Origin of the sequence: Ruminiclostridium cellobioparum subsp. termitidis CT1112 (assembly GCF_000350485.1) — a bacterium.
Classification (GTDB): Bacteria; Bacillota; Clostridia; order Acetivibrionales; family DSM-1351; genus Ruminiclostridium; species Ruminiclostridium termitidis.
The window spans coordinates 23,592-41,339 of record NZ_AORV01000038.1; the positions used below are offsets into that span (position 1 = coordinate 23,592).

At 47.8% G+C, this 17,748-nt stretch carries 15 protein-coding genes and 1 pseudogene; 13 read left to right on the forward strand and 3 right to left on the reverse strand.

Going from position 1 to position 17,748, the window contains the following annotated elements; all coding sequences use genetic code 11:
* Window positions 1-668 precede the first annotated feature (668 nt).
* The 3 genes and pseudogenes from CTER_RS14315 to CTER_RS14330 all read right to left on the reverse strand — a co-directional run bounded on the left by CTER_RS14315 (window position 669) and on the right by CTER_RS14330 (window position 4,201).
* On the reverse strand, window positions 669-2,216 hold the full coding sequence (locus tag CTER_RS14315) for a P-loop ATPase, Sll1717 family (RefSeq protein ID WP_004626465.1): 1,548 nt from the start codon (window positions 2,214-2,216) through the stop codon (window positions 669-671).
* Window positions 2,217-2,554: 338 nt separating this feature from the next.
* Window positions 2,555-3,093: pseudogene (locus CTER_RS29290) on the reverse strand (HflX-like GTP-binding protein).
* Between the two features lie 190 nt (window positions 3,094-3,283).
* On the reverse strand, window positions 3,284-4,201 hold the full coding sequence (locus CTER_RS14330) for an AraC family transcriptional regulator (RefSeq protein ID WP_040761259.1): 918 nt from the start codon (window positions 4,199-4,201) through the stop codon (window positions 3,284-3,286).
* Window positions 4,202-4,574: 373 nt separating this feature from the next.
* On the opposite strand from CTER_RS14330, the gene nifH reads away from it, so the two are divergent.
* The 13 genes from nifH to CTER_RS14395 are packed head-to-tail and all read left to right on the forward strand — an operon-like array spanning window position 4,575 to window position 17,748.
* Window positions 4,575-5,393: a nitrogenase iron protein gene (gene nifH / locus CTER_RS14335; RefSeq protein WP_004626521.1), complete on the forward strand. Its 819-nt coding sequence runs from the start codon at window positions 4,575-4,577 to the stop codon at window positions 5,391-5,393.
* A gap of 18 nt (window positions 5,394-5,411) precedes the next feature.
* Window positions 5,412-5,735, forward strand: a complete 324-nt coding sequence (locus CTER_RS14340) for a P-II family nitrogen regulator (RefSeq protein WP_004626540.1) — start codon at window positions 5,412-5,414, stop codon at window positions 5,733-5,735.
* A gap of 15 nt (window positions 5,736-5,750) precedes the next feature.
* Window positions 5,751-6,134 carry a P-II family nitrogen regulator gene (locus CTER_RS14345; protein WP_004626481.1) on the forward strand — a complete coding sequence of 128 codons (384 nt, stop codon included), beginning with the start codon at window positions 5,751-5,753 and terminating at the stop codon, window positions 6,132-6,134.
* A 14-nt stretch (window positions 6,135-6,148) separates the two neighbouring features.
* Window positions 6,149-7,753, forward strand: coding sequence for a nitrogenase component I subunit alpha (locus tag CTER_RS14350; protein WP_004626464.1), 1,605 nt, complete (start codon window positions 6,149-6,151; stop codon window positions 7,751-7,753).
* Complete coding sequence (locus tag CTER_RS14355) at window positions 7,753-9,117, forward strand: nitrogenase component 1 (RefSeq protein WP_004626425.1); 1,365 nt, start codon at window positions 7,753-7,755, stop codon at window positions 9,115-9,117. The genes CTER_RS14350 and CTER_RS14355 overlap by 1 nt, the downstream gene beginning before the upstream one ends.
* 35 nt (window positions 9,118-9,152) lie before the next feature.
* Window positions 9,153-10,499, forward strand: a complete 1,347-nt coding sequence (nifE, locus tag CTER_RS14360) for a nitrogenase iron-molybdenum cofactor biosynthesis protein NifE (RefSeq protein WP_004626447.1) — start codon at window positions 9,153-9,155, stop codon at window positions 10,497-10,499.
* Window positions 10,496-13,090, forward strand: coding sequence for a nitrogenase component 1 (locus CTER_RS14365; RefSeq protein WP_004626538.1), 2,595 nt, complete (start codon window positions 10,496-10,498; stop codon window positions 13,088-13,090). The genes nifE and CTER_RS14365 overlap by 4 nt, the downstream gene beginning before the upstream one ends.
* The gene (locus CTER_RS14370) at window positions 13,077-13,385 is read left to right on the forward strand and encodes a 2Fe-2S ferredoxin (RefSeq protein ID WP_004626554.1); all 309 of its coding nucleotides are present in this window, start codon (window positions 13,077-13,079) and stop codon (window positions 13,383-13,385) included. The genes CTER_RS14365 and CTER_RS14370 overlap by 14 nt, the downstream gene beginning before the upstream one ends.
* Before the next feature lie 30 nt (window positions 13,386-13,415).
* Window positions 13,416-14,378 carry a homocitrate synthase/isopropylmalate synthase family protein gene (locus CTER_RS14375; protein ID WP_004626519.1) on the forward strand — a complete coding sequence of 321 codons (963 nt, stop codon included), beginning with the start codon at window positions 13,416-13,418 and terminating at the stop codon, window positions 14,376-14,378.
* Window positions 14,366-15,187 carry a beta/alpha barrel domain-containing protein gene (locus tag CTER_RS14380; RefSeq protein WP_423219204.1) on the forward strand — a complete coding sequence of 274 codons (822 nt, stop codon included), beginning with the start codon at window positions 14,366-14,368 and terminating at the stop codon, window positions 15,185-15,187. Before CTER_RS14375 ends, CTER_RS14380 begins: the two co-directional genes overlap by 13 nt.
* 28 nt (window positions 15,188-15,215) lie before the next feature.
* Window positions 15,216-16,007, forward strand: a complete 792-nt coding sequence (gene modA / locus CTER_RS14385; RefSeq protein ID WP_004626534.1) for a molybdate ABC transporter substrate-binding protein — start codon at window positions 15,216-15,218, stop codon at window positions 16,005-16,007.
* Between the two features lie 24 nt (window positions 16,008-16,031).
* Window positions 16,032-16,694, forward strand: coding sequence for a molybdate ABC transporter permease subunit (gene modB / locus CTER_RS14390; RefSeq protein ID WP_004626444.1), 663 nt, complete (start codon window positions 16,032-16,034; stop codon window positions 16,692-16,694).
* 4 nt (window positions 16,695-16,698) lie between these two features.
* Complete coding sequence (locus CTER_RS14395) at window positions 16,699-17,748, forward strand: sulfate/molybdate ABC transporter ATP-binding protein (protein WP_004626551.1); 1,050 nt, start codon at window positions 16,699-16,701, stop codon at window positions 17,746-17,748.

A 17,748-nucleotide genomic window follows, 5' to 3' on the forward strand; every position in this document is an offset into this window, starting at 1 on the left:
ACAATTCTACATGTTGCCTTGAACGATGAAAGCTAAAAATCAAATACTCATTTTCATATGTTAATCCAAATATCTCAGTAGCATAACCTATAGACATAGGTATAATCACATTGGACTTGTTCTCCTTCACTGGAATATAATAACCCTCATTTTTCCTTCTTAATTCAGGCAGTTGTAATGACCTCTATAAGATAATACCATATTTTCCTGCAATAGAGTATGAGGAAACGATTAGTCCCGTCCTCTCACAACTAAAAAGCATTATAGCGAAGCTACAATATCGTGTCATTTCCATCAGGATTTTTAATATTGAGAAGTCAATACCTTCAAGGCAAATCTTTCGAAGGTTCTTTAACCTCAATGCCTAATACCATATCCGTTGTACTCTGCATCAGCGTCCGTAACTCTGAATTCGAATCCTTGATATGCATTTAATGTCTGCAGCATAAACCCTTCATCGTAACTCCTGACGATACAGTTAGTGGTTTCATCTCTTTTTCCGAACAAGATTTTCAATGCAGTGCGTCTCACTGTGATCCACGTTGACATCTGCGCCAAAAACATCTCGATACAAATCAGCGAGTTGGTTCGGGGTAGACGATGTAATGTTGATGCAAACCCATATTCAAGTACTAATTTTTTGGTATTTTAGAGACCTAACTCTTTGATTACCTTCTATTAGAGTAATTTGATGTATGCAACCCTTTCCAAAACCCCGGATGTATTTGGATTTTTAGATCTCTATTAAAAGTTGATCTATCGTTTCTAATGACAGAAAAATATTCCGTATAACCCTTTTTATATCTATTTTTATAATCGTATGTGTTATTAGTTGTATAGTTAACATTGTGAATTATAGCCATACTGTAAAGGTATTTTAATAATTCTTCTGCTTCCATCTCAATTTTATCCTCGAAGTTTTTAAATTGGCTTTTGAAAGCTGTTAATGGGAATGACTGAGACCCCATTAATCTCAAAAACTCATAAAGTGTATCAATTCTTTTAACCTTTACGCCTATTTCATTTTCTACTTCAGAAAGCAGCCATAAGGAATATTCTTTCTCAGCATTATTAACTGTCCTATGGTAGAGGTTACCAGTGCTTTTAACTTCATCTTGAATTTTAATACAGAATTGAACAAGATCCCTAGGTCTATGAAAAGTCCTATGGATTAAATATTTAAAAATATTTATGGGCCTTCCATTATCCTCCATACGTATAACTTTACTGTCAAAAATAGTTGAAAATGCATTCCTTTCATCAATAGAACGAATTGAAGAACTTATTCTCTTATTAATCACTTGTATTAGCCTTGGGTTTTGCCAATCATCTTTATTCACGATAGACCAATTTAGATTTAATTTGTATCTATCCCATCTGGCACTTTCCGAATCAAATGCATTTATTGAATAAAATATATCTGATCTTAAATATGCAATTACTTTCGAATCTTTAATATTTTTAGAACGAAAGGTTTGGTTAATATCATAAATAACTTTAAACAAACTAATAATTGCTTGATGATAATTATTAAAGTCCTGTAATTGGTTGTAATTATCATCCAATTGGTCAAACTGTATGATAAATCTATTGCTACCCGAATACTTAATTAAATAATTAATAATTAAATTTTCCAATCGCCTATTTATTTTAGTTATGTTATCAAGTTCATCATTTAAAGTTTTATTACATGATTTTTCCGTTTGTCCAGTAACATACTTAATCGATATACCTGTTGAGCTTTTATCAGCAATTGTAGTAATTTGTTTATGCAAATCAACTAAATCCTCGCCAAAAACATAATCAACGTATGATTTCATTTCTTTAAACTCGTCATTTATCGTAGCAAGTTCATCTCTAACGATTAAAGATGCAAATTCAGATAATATTATGTTATTCCATATACTCTGGTACTGGTTTGGTTTTGAGAAATTATCATCACTCAGTTTTAAAAGTTTTTCAAATGGAAAAGTTTTAAATGATAAATTTGAAATTAAACATCCATGTATTACCGATTGGGTTTGAATCCATTTATATATTGCTGATTTACCAGTACCTTTTCTGCCAATAATGTAAAATGTATTTTCTTCAATTATCTTCTGCCAATAGTTATCATCAAGAAAGTATTTTTCCAAGTTAGCATCATATAAACCATCTATATCGCCAAAATCAACCTTTTGTATATTTTCTACTAGGTATTTTTCTATTCCTCTCATTCATTTTATCCTCCATTAGCATCATAATCTTAATAAAGTAATTCTATGTACAATTACAAAATCCTCTATTTTTCACCAGTAAATATGTGATCTAAAGTACGTTTGTTTATAAATAGTTAAAGCTTCATTTCCAGATCCGTAATGGAGACAATACCACTATCTGACCGATGGTTATCTATTAACAAAAGTATGAATCTATAAAAATGGTAGCACCCGTTACCAAAACCGTTCAGCTTGTAGAAAATATACCGTTCGCTATACTTCAGTAAAAATTTCAAGATCTTTAGCCGACCACCAAGTACGTTCTCCTTTTAAGGTATAACTCATCCTTTCGCTCTTTACAATTTATTCTGTAGCAGTAACACCTTACAATGCCTTAGTCTTGCTAAATAACAGACCAAAAAGAAAGTAATTTTGCATATCCGCGACAGCATCAGCGTTAATTTGCCTGCATTCGTATAATCTACCAATGCAACCGAAGGCAGGCTGACTTTGTTTCTTTTGCTGCGCTGGGTATTCCTCTCATTTACAAGCAGTTCCAACTCTTTACTCAGCTCAGCTATTTTAGACTCTATCCTCCTCTTGTCGAGTTCCAGCTTTGTTTCTCCGGAGCCTTTATTTCTGAGACCAGAGCCACCTGTCTGCTTAGATTATCATTCAGGCCTTCCAGTCTGAGGAGCATAAATTTAAGCCGTGCCACTTCCACCTGAAGTTTTGCTTCCCGCGTTTTCGCTCTTTTTGTGAAGATTTCAAGTATAAGCATAGTTCTGTCAATTATCTCCCTCTCAAGCGAATCCTCCAAATTCCGCAGCTGGGACGGGGTAAGTTCATTGCCGAGCCTTAGGTGCTGATTATTATATAAAAAACGGTACTCCAAATTCTCATTTTAAACGCCTCCCTCCACAGAGTTTCTGGATACTTTTCAGCCCTTGAAACATAGTTAACTGTCCGTTGGATTCCTGTATTTAAACAGCGGAAAAAACATGTTGCCATGAACAAGCTACTTTGGGGTACAAAAAACCCTCGACAGAAAACCTGTCAAGGGTTAACCAGAATTAGTAGTAATTTTAAATATTTTGGCCGCCTTCACCTTTATACTCCCGAATTGGAATTCCTTCAATATAGCCACGTGCTCCTATTGGAGCAAGCTGAAATCTCGGACCGTCGTTTGGTGCCCAATCCCATCCGAAATGTTTTGGATTGTAGCGCTTGACAGCATTCCATACGGTGCTTATTACTTCACCGAACTTTTCATCCTCAAACGGTTCACTTTGAAAAACCATATATTTGCAGGCGGGTAAATCTATAATATCAAAACCGTCGGGAATTTCCCCGGAAAAATCAACAGGAACTTCGACCCCCTGGCAATATTCCGATGTGCCCGGCACACGCATGTTTTCGGGCAGCCAGACACCAATTGATTCCTGCAAAGCGCCCTTAATGCTTTCAAGAATCCCCCACACATCGCAGCCAACCTCTTCACAATAGGCAAAGTATTCTGCAGCCCTTATTCCCCGTTTTAATATGAGCTTACGTTTCGGTCTTTCGATAACCTGCGTAAAAACAACCATATCAGACATAACTTCCTTTCCTCCTTCAAATAACTTATAGTAATCACGGATTGGGTAGTAGGAAAATAATCGCAGCGGGGGTGCCCTTTTGCGGTATTCTTGCGGAGTTATGGCGAACTCGCGGGAAAAAGCTTTGGTGAAGCCCTCGTGGGAGCCAAATGCAGACTCCAATGCAATGTCGAGTATGCTTGTGCTGGTATCCCGTAATTTTTTGGCTGCCGCTGACAATCTGACCATTCGGAGATACTCAACGGGTGTTTTCCCCATCAGCTCGGAAAAAGCGCGCAAAGAGTGCCAGGGCGAATACATCGCAGCTTTAGCCAGGTCCTGTAGAGTTATTTCCTCACGGTAATGCGCCATGATATATTCCTGCATTCGCTGTACAGCATTTATTTTTTCCCAATTGCTTAACATTTCTACCACCTGAAGAAAGTCTAACATATCCGGGGCAATCATCTCTTGACCTAAATTGCTTTCTTACCTTGGATGATTATATCACACTTCGTGCCTTCCCGGATTCAACCAAAATCAAAGGATAAATATGTGATTTCTCGTTAAATTAAACAAAAAATGGGGGTTCTGCATTGTATGGATTCGACAATATGATGTATTGAATTGCTCTTGGCGGGCCTCTATAATTAAATCATAATAAGTGACGACGAATCGTTAACCCGACAATGGGGTGGGAGTTCAACCGTGAAGATATGCTTCACGTGCGAACACCACCCCATTGTTTATTTATATAGGTTAAAAGAAGTTTCGTTCATCATGATAAGGAGGTAAATTTATGAGACAGGTAGCTATTTACGGAAAAGGCGGCATCGGCAAATCCACAACCACTCAGAACCTCACGGCAGGGTTGGGAGAGATGGGCAAGAAAATTATGATTGTGGGTTGTGATCCCAAGGCCGATTCTACCCGTCTGGTGTTGGGCGGTCTGGCGCAAAAGACGGTTTTGGACACCCTCCGCGAGGAAGGCGAAGACATTGAGCTGGATACGGTTCTGAAGGTAGGATACGCCGGAATCAAGGGTGTGGAATCGGGAGGACCGGAGCCGGGAGTCGGCTGCGCGGGACGCGGCATTATCACCTCAATTGGTCTGCTGGAGCGTTTAGGCGCATATGAGGCGGATTTGGATTATGTATTCTACGACGTTCTTGGGGATGTTGTGTGCGGCGGGTTCGCGATGCCCATTCGTGAGGGCAAGGCCCAGGAGATCTATATCGTGTGTTCCGGCGAGATGATGGCGCTGTATGCGGCAAACAATATCGCAAAGGGAATTTCAAAATATGCCAACACCGGCGGCGTGCGTCTGGGAGGACTGATCTGCAACTCCCGTAAGGTGGACGGCGAAGCGGATTTGGTCAGCGCGGTAGCGAAGGAGATCGGAACCCAGATGATTCACTTCGTCCCCCGCGACAATGCGGTGCAGAAGGCTGAAATCAATAAAAAGACGGTTATCGACTTTTCTCCTGATGAGCCGCAGGCCGACGAATACCGGACATTGGCGCGTAAGATTGACGGCAATGACATGTTTGTGGTTCCCAGACCTATGTCCATCGACAGGCTGGAAGCAATTTTGATGGAACACGGAATTTTAGATTAAGAGGAGGAGAAGACTACTATGCTATTAGTAAGAGCGATTGTAAGACCGGAGAAATCGGGAGCAGTTATGAGCGAGCTGGCGGCGGCGGGCTTCCCCGCCATTACCAAAATGGACGTGTTCGGGCGTGGAAAGCAAAAGGGTATTACCGTGGGTGAGATCACCTATGATGAAATCCCAAAAGATATGCTGCTGGTGGTATGCAACGATGAGGATAAGGACGATTTGGTAAAAATCATTATACGCACCGCCAGAACCGGTCAGGGAACCTTCGGAGACGGGCGTATCTTCGTATCGACTGTGGAATCCGCTTACACCATCAGCACCGGCGCATCCGGGCTGTAAGGGAGGTGCTTTGTATTGCGAGAAATCATGTGTTTTATTCGTACCAATAAGGTCAACCTCACAAAAAGGGCGTTGGCAGACAACGGTTTCCCCGCCTTTACCTGCCGGAAATGTCTTGGGCGCGGAAAAAAGAGCATTGATCCGGATTTGTTAAGGACTGTCTTGGCGGAGGGAGAACTTCCGCTGAACACAATCGGGGAGAATCTGACTGAGGCCACACGGTTGATTGCCAAACGCTTCTTTACGCTGATTGTGGATGACAAGGATGTACAAAAAGTGGTTGATACCATTATCGCCGCCAACCAAACCGGTAACCCGGGTGACGGCAGGATTTTTGTATTACCCATTCTGGAAGCCTATACGGTCAGAAGCGGAGAGCCGACCGTGGAGGCATATTAAGGGGGTGGTTGACAATGACCTATAGAGAAAAATTACTGGAAAAATATTCGGCAAAGGTTTATAAAAACCGTAAAGAGCATATTTTACAGATGGATGGAGCAGAGGAATCCAATTCCATAACCGCCAACACCCGTGCCCTTCCCGGTGTTATGACGGCCCGGGGCTGCTGTTACGCTGGATGCAAGGGTGTTGTGGTAGGTCCGCTCAAGGACGTGTGTGTCATTACGCACGGACCTGTCGGATGTGGCTTCTACAGCTGGGCTACCCGGCGCAACAAGGCAAAACCGGACGAACATACCGATAAAAACTTCGTGCCCTACTGTTTTTCCACCGATATGCAGGAGGCAGACATTGTGTTCGGCGGCGAAAAGAAGCTGGAAAAGGCAATTGACGAAGCCATGGAGCTGTTTGACCCTAAATGTATCATGATATGCTCCACCTGTCCCATCGGTCTTATCGGTGATGACGTGCAGGCGGTTGCCCGCCGTGCCGAAGCGAAGTACGGCATAACGGCAATTGGCTTTTCCTGCGAAGGCTATAAAGGTGTTTCCCAGTCGGGCGGACACCACATCGCCAACAACGGGCTGATGCGGTATGTAATCGGCACCGGCGACAAACCGCCCAGGACGAGTTTTTCAGTCAATATTTTGGGTGAGTACAACATTGGCGGCGATGGCTGGGAGGAAGAGCGCATCCTGAAACGGTGCGGCATTGAGGTGATAAACATGTTCACCGGCGACGCTTCTTATGAATCCTTAAAAAGCGCCCATCTGGCGCATCTGAATCTGGTTATGTGCCACCGCTCCATCAATTATATCGCAGAAATGATGAAAACCAAATATGGCATGGACTGGCTGAAAGTTAATTTTATCGGCGTAGGCGCTACCTGCAAATCCCTGCGGGAGATTGCGAAATACTTTAACAACCCGGAATTAACGGCGCGTGTTGAGGAGGTCATCGCCGATGAGCTGGCGGCCATCTATGACGACATGGAGTACTATAAATCACGGCTGACCGGCAAGACGGCAGGCATCTTTTCGGGCGGCTCCCGTTCGCATCACTATCAGGTGCTGCTGGAGGATCTGGGTATAAAGACGGTGATCGCAGGCTATGAGTTTGCCCACCGTGACGATTATGAAGGGCGGGACATTATCCCTCAAATCAAGAATGACGCAGACAACAGAAACATTGAGAGCATAACGGTATCAGCGGATGAGAGGTTCTACCGCGAAATCTATACCGAAGACGAAATCGCAGCGCTCAAATCCGGTAAGGACGGCATAGAGCTGGATACCTACGATGGCATGATTCCTTTTATGAAAGCAGGAGACGTGGTGGTGGATGACTATAATCATTTTGAAACCGACGAGTTGATCAAGCGTATGAAGCCGGACATCTTTCTTTCAGGAATCAAGGATAAATACTCCATCCAGAAAGCGGGCGTATCTTCAAGGCAGATTCACTCCTATGACTATTCCGGACCGTATTCGGGCTTCAGGGGCTCAGTAAACTTCGGACGGGATATTACAATGGCGCTTTATACCAACGCCTGGAGTCTGGTTACGCCGCCGTGGAAGCATGAGCCCATGCTGGTCGGCACAATAGGAGGTGAAAAATAATGCTGGATTTAACACCAAAAGAAGTAAAGGAACGCAGTGCTCTTCGGATAAACCCTTGTAAAACATGTCAGCCGGTGGGCGCGATGTATGCAGCGCTGGGAGTGAAGCGGTGTATGCCGCACAGCCACGGTTCACAGGGATGCTGTTCCTATCACAGAACTGTTTTGTCCCGTCATTTCAAGGAACCCGCTATCGCGTCCTCTTCCTCATTCACCGAGGGTGCGTCGGTATTCGGCGGCAGGAGTAATATTAATACGTCGGTAAAAAACATATTCGACATATACAACCCGGACATTATTGCCATACACAGCACATGTCTGTCGGAAACCATCGGTGACGACCTGGGCTCCTACATCATGGATATGGACATTCCCGAGGGCAAGGCGGTGGTTCATACCAACACTCCCAGCTACGTAGGTTCCCATATCAACGGATATTTTAATATGATGATGGGCTTTATGAATTACCTGACTCAAAGTACCGGCGCATCCAACGGCAAAGCCGCGGTATTCCCCGGCTGGGTAAATCCCGGCGATATTCGTGAGATGAAACGTATCGCCCGGCTTATGAACGTGCCCGCCACCTTCTTCCCCGACCAAAGCGGCGTGCTGGACGCGCCTATGACGGGCAAGTATGAGTATTACCCCGAAGGCGGTACGACGATAGAGGAAATCCGGGGATTGGGTGACAGCAAGGGGCTTATCGCGCTGGGCGAGATTATCGGCGTTGAACCCGCCGAACTGCTCAAAAAGAAGTGGAAGGTACCCTCTACCCTCCTCCCGATGCCTGTAGGCGTATCCTATACCGATGCATACGTGTCGGCACTGCAAAAGCTGTCCAAAGCGGAGGTGCCCGCTGAATTGGAGGCCGAACGCGGACAGTTGGTAGACCTGATGCTGGATTCACACCAGTATACTTATCAGGTAAAGGTTGCGATCTTCGGCGACCCGGACGTGGTAATCGGGCTGACCTCATTGGCACTGGAAATCGGCATGATTCCAAAGTATGTCATCACCGGAACCCCAAAAGAGGAATTTACTCGCAAAATTGAGGCGCTGTTTGCCAAATATGGTGTAACCGGCTGCATCGCCAAAGCCAACTCCGACTTATTTGAGCTGCACCAGTGGATTAAAAATGAGCCGGTAGATTTGATGATAGGCTCCACCTACGGCAAGCAGATTGCCCGGGCCGAGGATATTCCCTTTGTCCGCGCGGGCTTCCCGGTGCTTGACCGTTACGGCGGTACACTTCTGCCCATAGTTGGCTATAATGGCGGAATACGTTTGGTGGAAAAAATTACAAGTGCGTTGATGGACAGGTTTGACCGTGACTGTGCGGATGAGGATTTTGAGATTGTAATGTAATATAGAGTTTTTGGTGTCAGGGAGGTGCGGCTACTGTGAATAAGAGTGTATTGGAAGAACGTAAGGCGTCTATTTCAGATAAGAGCGAACATGGACGGGGGATATGCTGCGAGCGGGAAAGCGTATCCGGCGCAGTGAGCCAGCGGGCATGTGTGTATTGCGGCGCACGCGTAGTGCTGAATCCCATCACCGACGCATATCATATCGTCCACGGACCCATCGGGTGCGCCAGCTATACCTGGGATATCCGTGGAAGCCTCACTTCCGGAGCGTCAACCTACCGCAACAGTTTTTCCACTGACCTCCGGGAAACCGATATCGTATTCGGCGGGGAAAAAAAGCTGTCGGCAGCCATTGACGAGCTGATGGAAAAGACGGAACCAGCGCCTAAACTGATATTTGTTTACGCCACCTGCATTGCAGGTGTAATCGGTGACGACATAGAAGCGGTTTGCCGTGCGGCCGCAAAGAAATACGGCATACGGGTAATTCCCGTAAAAGCTCCCGGCTTCTCCGGCACTAAGCCGCAAGGTTATAAGCTGGCATGTGACGCTGTTATGGCGCTGATTTCGCCTGGCATAAACCAATCGAAGCGCTTTGGTGTAAATATTTTGGGAGATTACAATCTTGCGGGTGAAACATGGATTATCAGGAGTTACTTGGAGGAAATCGGCATTCCGGTTATATCCACAATAACAGGCGACGCGTCATACGAAAAGCTTATGCGGGCACCCACGGCTGTGCTGAACCTTGTACAATGTGCCGGTTCATCCACATACCTCGCCGAGCGTATGTACGCCGAAATGGATATTCCTTATATAAAGGTGAGTTTTTTCGGCATTGAGGACACAACAGCTTCGCTGTTTCGCGTCGCGGATGCCCTCGGGAAGCCCGAAATCTCGGCAAAAGCACGTGAGTTCGCAAAGCGCAGGTCATCGGAGGTTGTGCCCGTTATCGCAAAATACAAACCATATTTGGAAGGCAAACGCGCAGCCATCTTTGTAGGCGGCGGATTCAAGGCAATATCGCTGATTCGCCAGTTCAACGAACTGGGTATGAAAACGATGGTTGCGGGAACCCAGACCGGCAAAAAGGATGAATATGAAATCATCAGCGCACTGGCAGACGATGAGGCGGTGATACTGGACGACGCGAATCCTGCCGAACTGGAGCGGTTCATGCTTGAGAAACAGGCCGACATTTTAGTGGGCGGCGTGAAGGAACGTCCGCTGGCGTATAAACTGGGGATTGCCTTCTGCGATCACAACCACGAGCGAAAACATCCTCTGGCGGGCTTTGAGGGAATTGAGAATTTTGTCCGGGAGGTGCATACAACTATTAACAGTCCTGTGTGGAAATATGTGAAGGGGGGACCGGCATGAGCGCAAATCTAGTTAATTTAAACGTAAATCCCTGCAAAATGTGCATGCCAATGGGTGCGGTCAGTGCGCTCTGCGGGATAAAGAGCTGCATGTCCATCCTGCATGGCTCGCAGGGGTGTGCGACTTATATCCGGCGGCATATGGCGACACACTATAACGAGCCGGTGGATATCGCATCCTCCTCTCTTACCGAAGAAGGCACTGTGTTCGGCGGTGAAGCGAACCTGCTCAAAGGTTTGCGCAATCTCATTGACTTGTACGCCCCGGAGGCAATCGGGGTGTGCACCACCTGTTTGGCCGAAACCATCGGTGAAGATGTGGGTGCGATTGTAAAAAAATTTTATGAACAAAATCCCGGTACAGGGGTAAAAATCATCCATGTGGCGGCTCCAGGATACGGCGGTACACAAAACGAAGGCTGGTTCGCCGCAATTCGCGCGGTGCTGGAGCAGACCGAACAAAGCACAGCACCCAACGGTAAAATCAATGTCATAACGCCCATGATTTCACCCGCTGATACCCGCTGGCTGAAAGACCTTCTAACAAGGGCAGGTATGGACTTTATCCTGCTGCCCGACCTTTCGGACAATTTGGACGGTGTTACCGAAAAGCGGTACAACCGGCTGAAAACGGGCGGAACCTCCCTATCCGACATTGTAAAAATGGCGGGAGCCCGGCTGACAGTTGAGTTTTCGGAGTTTACAGACGAGAAGACTTCTCCCGCCGCATATCTTTATGAAACCTACCGGGTACCCTATGTGAAACTGCCGCTTCCCGTGGGCGTACGGGGCATGGATCAGCTGCTGACCACATTGGAAGACGCGGGCGGTGCTGTCACCGTTGATATGATAAAAGCGCGGGGACGGTATCTGGACGCGATGGTAGATTCCCACAAATACTGCGCGAAAGCGCGGGCGGCTGTATTCGGCGAGCCCGACTTTGTAACAGCGGTTATACGGCTGTGCTGTGAAAACGGGATACTGCCGTTACTGGCGGCGACGGGCTCGGTATCTCCCCGATTGAAAGAGCTGCTTAACGCAGAGTTTGAAGATTATAAGGACTTTTATCCGGCAGAGGAAATGGCCATATTGGACGACAGCGACTTTGACGAAATTGAAAGATATTGCCGGCAGTTTGGCGTAAATTTGCTCATCGGCAGTTCCGACGGACGCCGTATCGCCCACAAGCTGGATATTCCCCTGATTCGGTGCGCATTTCCCATCCACGATTACGTGGGCGGGCAGCGAGTGCGCATGCTGGGCTTTGAAGGCTCGCTGAACCTGCTGGATCAGGCCGCCAACTGTATGCTGGAGAAAACGGAAACCGGGTTTCGCGGCGTACTGTACGACAGGTTTTTTAAAACCCGGCCCGCGCCGCCGGCCGACATCCATGCCAAGACCGCGTCCCATCCCTGCTTTGGCGAACACGCCTGTAAAAACGCACGGGTACATCTGCCGGTTGCACCCAAATGCAACATTCAGTGCAACTACTGTCTGCGCAACTTTGACTGTATGAATGAAAGCCGTCCGGGAGTGGCGTCTAAAATTTTAACGCCTGCCGAAGCGCTGGAGCGGTACATGAAGCTGAAGGAATCCATGCCGAACTTAACGGTGGTGGGCATAGCCGGACCCGGCGATGCATTGGCGAATTTTGAGGAAACCCGCGAGACCCTTCGGCTGATTCGGGAGTATGACGCCGACATTACATTTTGTATTGCCACAAACGGCCTGATGCTGCCGATGTATGTTCCGGAACTTAAAAAACTTGGCGTAAGCCATGTAACCGTGACGGTAAACGCAGTCGATCCATCCGTCGGCGCAAAGATTTATCAACATATCAACTATATGGGAAAGATGTATACAGGAACAGAGGGTGCTTCCATACTGCTTGCCAATCAGCTTGCGGGAATTAAAATGCTGGCGGATGCGGATATTATGTGCAAGGTGAACTGCGTCGCACTGAAAGGGATCAACGACAGACATATCTTTGAAGTAACAAAACAGGCCGCGGCACTCGGGGCTTTTATGACCAACATCATGCCGCACATCCCTGTAAGAGGCTCCTCCTTTGAGGCGCTTGACCGCATGACAAATATGGAGATCAAGGCAATTCGGGAGGTGTGCGGAATAAACATCAAGCAAATGGCACACTGCCGCCAATGCCGCTCCGACGCAGCTGGAACGCTGGACGAGGACATTTCCATTCACCTTCGGGAAAAGCCCGCACCGAAAACAAGGCCTTACAAGCGGTTCGCGGTGGCCACAAAAAGCGGCGCAATTGTGGATATACATTTCGGTCACGCAAAAGAATTTTACATCTTCGAAAGCGACGGAGAGGACACGCGGTTTGTTGAAACCCGCAAGGTGAGCCGGTATTGCAATGGCCTGGAATGCGGTGATAAGGAGGATCGATGGGAGTCAGTCATTGGCGCGGTGGCAGACTGTGAGGCTGTACTGGCGCTCAGAATCGGGTTGGTTCCCGAAAAACGGTTGAAAGAGAACGGAATTGACGCAATTGCCACCTATGAGAGAGTTGAGACAGCCGTCACGCTGGCGGCCAGGGAAAGGAGCGTTATGAATGGTATTGCCTAAATATCATATTTTTGTTTGCACAAGCTGCCGTATTAACGGTGTGCAGAAGGGATTCTGCTTTCAGAAGGGAAGTGTGAATCTGGTTCAAAAATTTATGGAAGAAATTGAGGCCAGGGAGCTTTCTGCCGATTGCCTTGTCACCAACACCGGCTGTTTCGGTATTTGCGACAAGGGACCGATTGCTGTGGTATATCCCGAAGGGGTATGGTACGGCAATCTGGATGAAGATGCAGTAGAGGAAATCTGTGAAAAGCACATGGAGGGCGGAACGCCTGCGGAGGAATACAGAATCTGATTTGAATTATGGGAAAAGGAGGCGATGTTGATGATCCGGATTACTGACCGTACCCTGTCATGTCTTGATGATGTACCTCCTGATGTGCCGTCACTGTCCCGGTTCCTGGAGTTCCTCATAGAAATGGATGCCGATGCTATTGAGCTTTCTGAAAAAATGTACAGACTGCTGTCTCCTCTTCCCCCATATTCGTCGTATGTGCTTCAGATAGGGCAGGTTTCAGACATTACAAAATTTCCGGACATCCCGCGTTTTGTCTGCCGGAATGCTCCGGCCGGCTCTAACGATAAAATCCGTACCGAAATTTTACTCAACGATATCCGCGAGTCGTACACCATAGCCAGGTATGCGGAATGTGCGAAATTGCGTATATGCGGACTGGATGACATGTTGACAGGCGACTATTTAAGAACATTCGGGCACCTGAAAGAGTGTTTTCGCGGTGATATTGAGTTTTGCCCGGCAAATGGCTTTCATTGTGCCGCTGCTCTGGCGGCCGAGTGGGTGTTGTCCGGCACGGGAACCGATATTGTAACATCCTTCGGCGGTGTGGGCGGATTTGCGCCTACAGAAGAATTAATTATCATTCTGCGTGTTCAAAGACTCCGTAAGGCGGGTAAAACTTATGAGTTTTTTCCAGAGATGGCAGAGCTTTTGCGTAAAATCACCGGGCAGGTCGTTCGCCCCAACAAGCCGGTCATCGGCGAACGGATCTTCCATGTGGAGTCGGGTATTCATGTGGACGGCATAGCCAAACAGCCCAAATGTTACGAGCCTTTTCCTCCCGAAGTGGTTGGTCTGACACGCAAGGTGGTAATTGGAAAACACAGCGGAGCGCAGTCGGTGCTGATCAAGCTTGAGGAGCTGGGGCTGACATGCGACAAAACGTTCATACCTGTGATACTGGAGCGTGTGAAACAGACAAGTGCCGAAAAAAACGGCGCACTCACAAACCAGGAGTTTATTGAGATCGTAAGGGGGTGCCGGAGTTGAAGCCAAGACGATACATTTTAGACAGCACCCTGCGGGACGGTGAACAGATGCCCGGCGTTTCCTTCACGGGTCAGCAGAAGCTGGAAATTGCCCGACTGTTGGACGAATACGGCATACACCAAATAGAAGCGGGTGTGCCTGCGTCGTCAAAGATTGAAAAGGATAATATCATAAAAATCATGGAAAACCGCAAAAAAGCGGTTATTTCGGTTTGGGCGCGGCTTATGCCCTCGGATATCGAACACTCCATAGACTGCCGCCCCGATCTGATACATGTCAGCGTGCCGGTATCTTATGTACACATCTATGCGAAACTGAGAAAAAACAAAAGTTGGGTTATGAATCAACTGTACGCGTGCCTCGGTATGATTGAAAAGAGCGGCATCGGACTTTCGGTGGGCTTTGAAGATGCGTTCCGCTCGGAAGCCGCATTTATGCTGTCCGTCGCGCAGGTGCTGCTGGATTTCGGGATTACTCGGATACGTCTTTCGGATACGGTGGGCGTGGCAACGCCGTCTTTGTGCCGCAGGATGATTAAAGACTTTTCTTCCGCAGTCGAAAACAAGGCAGAGCTGGGATTTCACGCCCACAACGATTTGGGCATGGCGGTTGCCAATACGGTTGAAGCGGCAAAGACGGGCTGTATATATGCCGACGTGACCGTAGGAGGAATCGGTGAACGTGCCGGAAATTGCGATTTGGCGCAATTGGTCCATGCAAGCTCGTCGGTTTTCGACTGGGGAATCACAACCTCTGGTGCACGGGAACTGCAAGAGAGATTTTTAGAGATTGTTAATGAAAAACAATAAGAAAATGATTATGAAAAGGGGTGTTACTATGAAAAAATTGTTTTCAGTTCTATTAACCTTTATTTTGTGTACCGCCTTTCTCACAGGGTGCGGCACCGTGAAAACATCCGTGCCGCCTGTGTCAGACCAACCCGTCACCCTGTCGGTGTTCGCCGCCGCCAGCCTGACCGAGTCGCTGAGCGAGATAGCTGCACTTTACAAAGAGAAAGCGCCTGCGGTGACGCTCACCTTCAACTTCGATTCCAGCGGCAAACTGCAAACCCAGATTGAAAACGGAGCCGAAGCAGACCTGTTTGTTTCGGCGGCTCAAAAACAGATGGACGCGCTGGAGGACGGTTACATAGATGCCGGCACGCGCAGGGACTTACTGATCAACAAGGTTGTTCTCATAGTTCCCCAGGACAGCACAAAGGGAATCACTTCCTTCGAGGACTGCCTGACCGACAAGGTGTCGCTGATGGCATTGGGCAACGCCGACGTGCCTGTTGGACAGTATTCGGAAGAAATTTTCAAATACTTAAACGGATGGGATATGATACAAAAGAAAGCATCGCTTGGTTCCAACGTGAAAGAAGTGCTGTCCCAGGTGGAAAGCGGCAGTGTGGACTGCGGCGTGGTTTATTCCACCGATGCGGCTACGGCCAAAGCGGTGACCGTAGCCGCGGAAGCGCCGGAAGGCAGCCATTCGCCGGTGGTCTATCCTGCCGCCGTGCTGAAGAGTTCGGTAAATGCGGAAGCGGCCCGGGCGTTTCTGGATTACTTGAGCTCGCCGGAGGCAGTAGCAGTGTTTGAACAGACAGGTTTTGAGGTTGTAAAATAACTGAACCCAAAGGAGGTGGACCGCGTGGACTTGTTTCCGCTTTACAATTCACTCAGGATATCAGCAATCGCCACCGTCCTCGCGTTCACCCTCGGTATTCTCGCAGCCTATGCCGTTTTAAAAATGCCTCGTATCTTAAAGGGCATTTGCGACACTGTGCTTACAATCCCGATGGTATTGCCGCCGACCGTGGTAGGGTATTTCATATTGGTATACCTATCGCCCAAGAGCGCGGTGGGCGGGTTGCTGTATAAATGGTTTTCGGCAATGATTACCATGAGGTGGCAAGGTTCGGTTATCGCGGTTACCGTAATTGCGTTTCCATTTGTATACCGCACGGTTCGCGGCGCGTTTGAGGCGTTCGACCGGAATCTGCTGGACGCGGGCCGGACGCTGGGACTTTCGGAATGGTATATATTCGGGCGAATTCTGCTCCCCAACTGCAAACAGGGCATACTGGCAGGAACGGTGCTGGCATTCGCCCGCGGACTTGGCGAATACGGTGCCACAAGCATGGTGTCGGGCTACATTGCCGGGAAAACTGCTACCATTTCTACTTCTGTCGCGTATTTTTGGCAGATCAATCAGGAAGACGCGGCATTTTGGTGGGTTATGGTCAACCTTGCGGTATCATTTGTGTTTATGATTCTGATCAACATATTCAGCAAGCCTAAGGTCAGGGGGTGATACTGTGCTTGAGTGCAAGATTAAAAAGAAGCTGGGCGGTTTTTCCCTTGATGTTGATATCACCGCATGCTCGGACATTACCGCGCTGATGGGCGCGTCGGGCAGCGGCAAGAGCATGACCCTTCGCTGTATTGCGGGTATATCAAAACCCGACGAAGGGAAAATCGTATTGGGCGGTGTGACCCTGTTTGACTCTGAAAAGGGCATCAACCTGCCGCCGCAGAAGCGCAATACGGGATTTTTATTTCAGGATTACGCCCTGTTTCCCAATATGACTGTGTTGAAAAATATTATGGCAGGCGCAAAGATCAGCCCGCGCCGCGAGTGCCGGAGGGCAGCCGTCGAGTTGGCCGAGACCTTCCATATTGCAAAGCACCTGAACAAATACCCCCACCAGCTCTCGGGAGGGGAAAAGCAGCGGTGCGCATTAGCGCGGATTTTAATGGGGTCGCCGGATATTCTGATGCTTGACGAACCTTTCTCTGCGTTGGACAGCCACCTGCGATGGGAACTGGAGCTGGAGCTAGCGTCTGTGATGAAACAGTTCGCGGGACCGGTTTTATATGTATCCCACAACCGTGATGAGGTGTACCGGTTATGCGACCATATTGTGGTGATGAACAACGGAAGATCAGAGGTAACAGGCCAAAAATGGGAAATTTTCAAAAAGCCGCTCACCGTTGGCGCGGCGCGTCTGACCGGCTGTAAGAATATAACGGAAACAGCAGTACGGCACGGCAGGTTGATTGCCCCCGGCTGGGGGATTGAATTTGACTGTGACGGCGTGGATAGCGGCGTTCAATATATCGGCATCCGGGCGAATTATATCATTCCTGCCTGCCGTGCCCCGGAGGGTGAGATTGCCGCCGCTTTCCCCTTTGAGATTATAAGTGAAATCGAGGATACCTTTTCGAATATCCTGATGGTGCGGAAGAAGGGGTCCAACTTGTTGCCCCTCCGGTGGGAAATGCCTAAAAAAGACCGGGCCGCCCTGCGGGATATGCCCCAGGAGCTGGCGTTTTTGCGGGAGCATGTATTATTGCTGAGGGAGTGA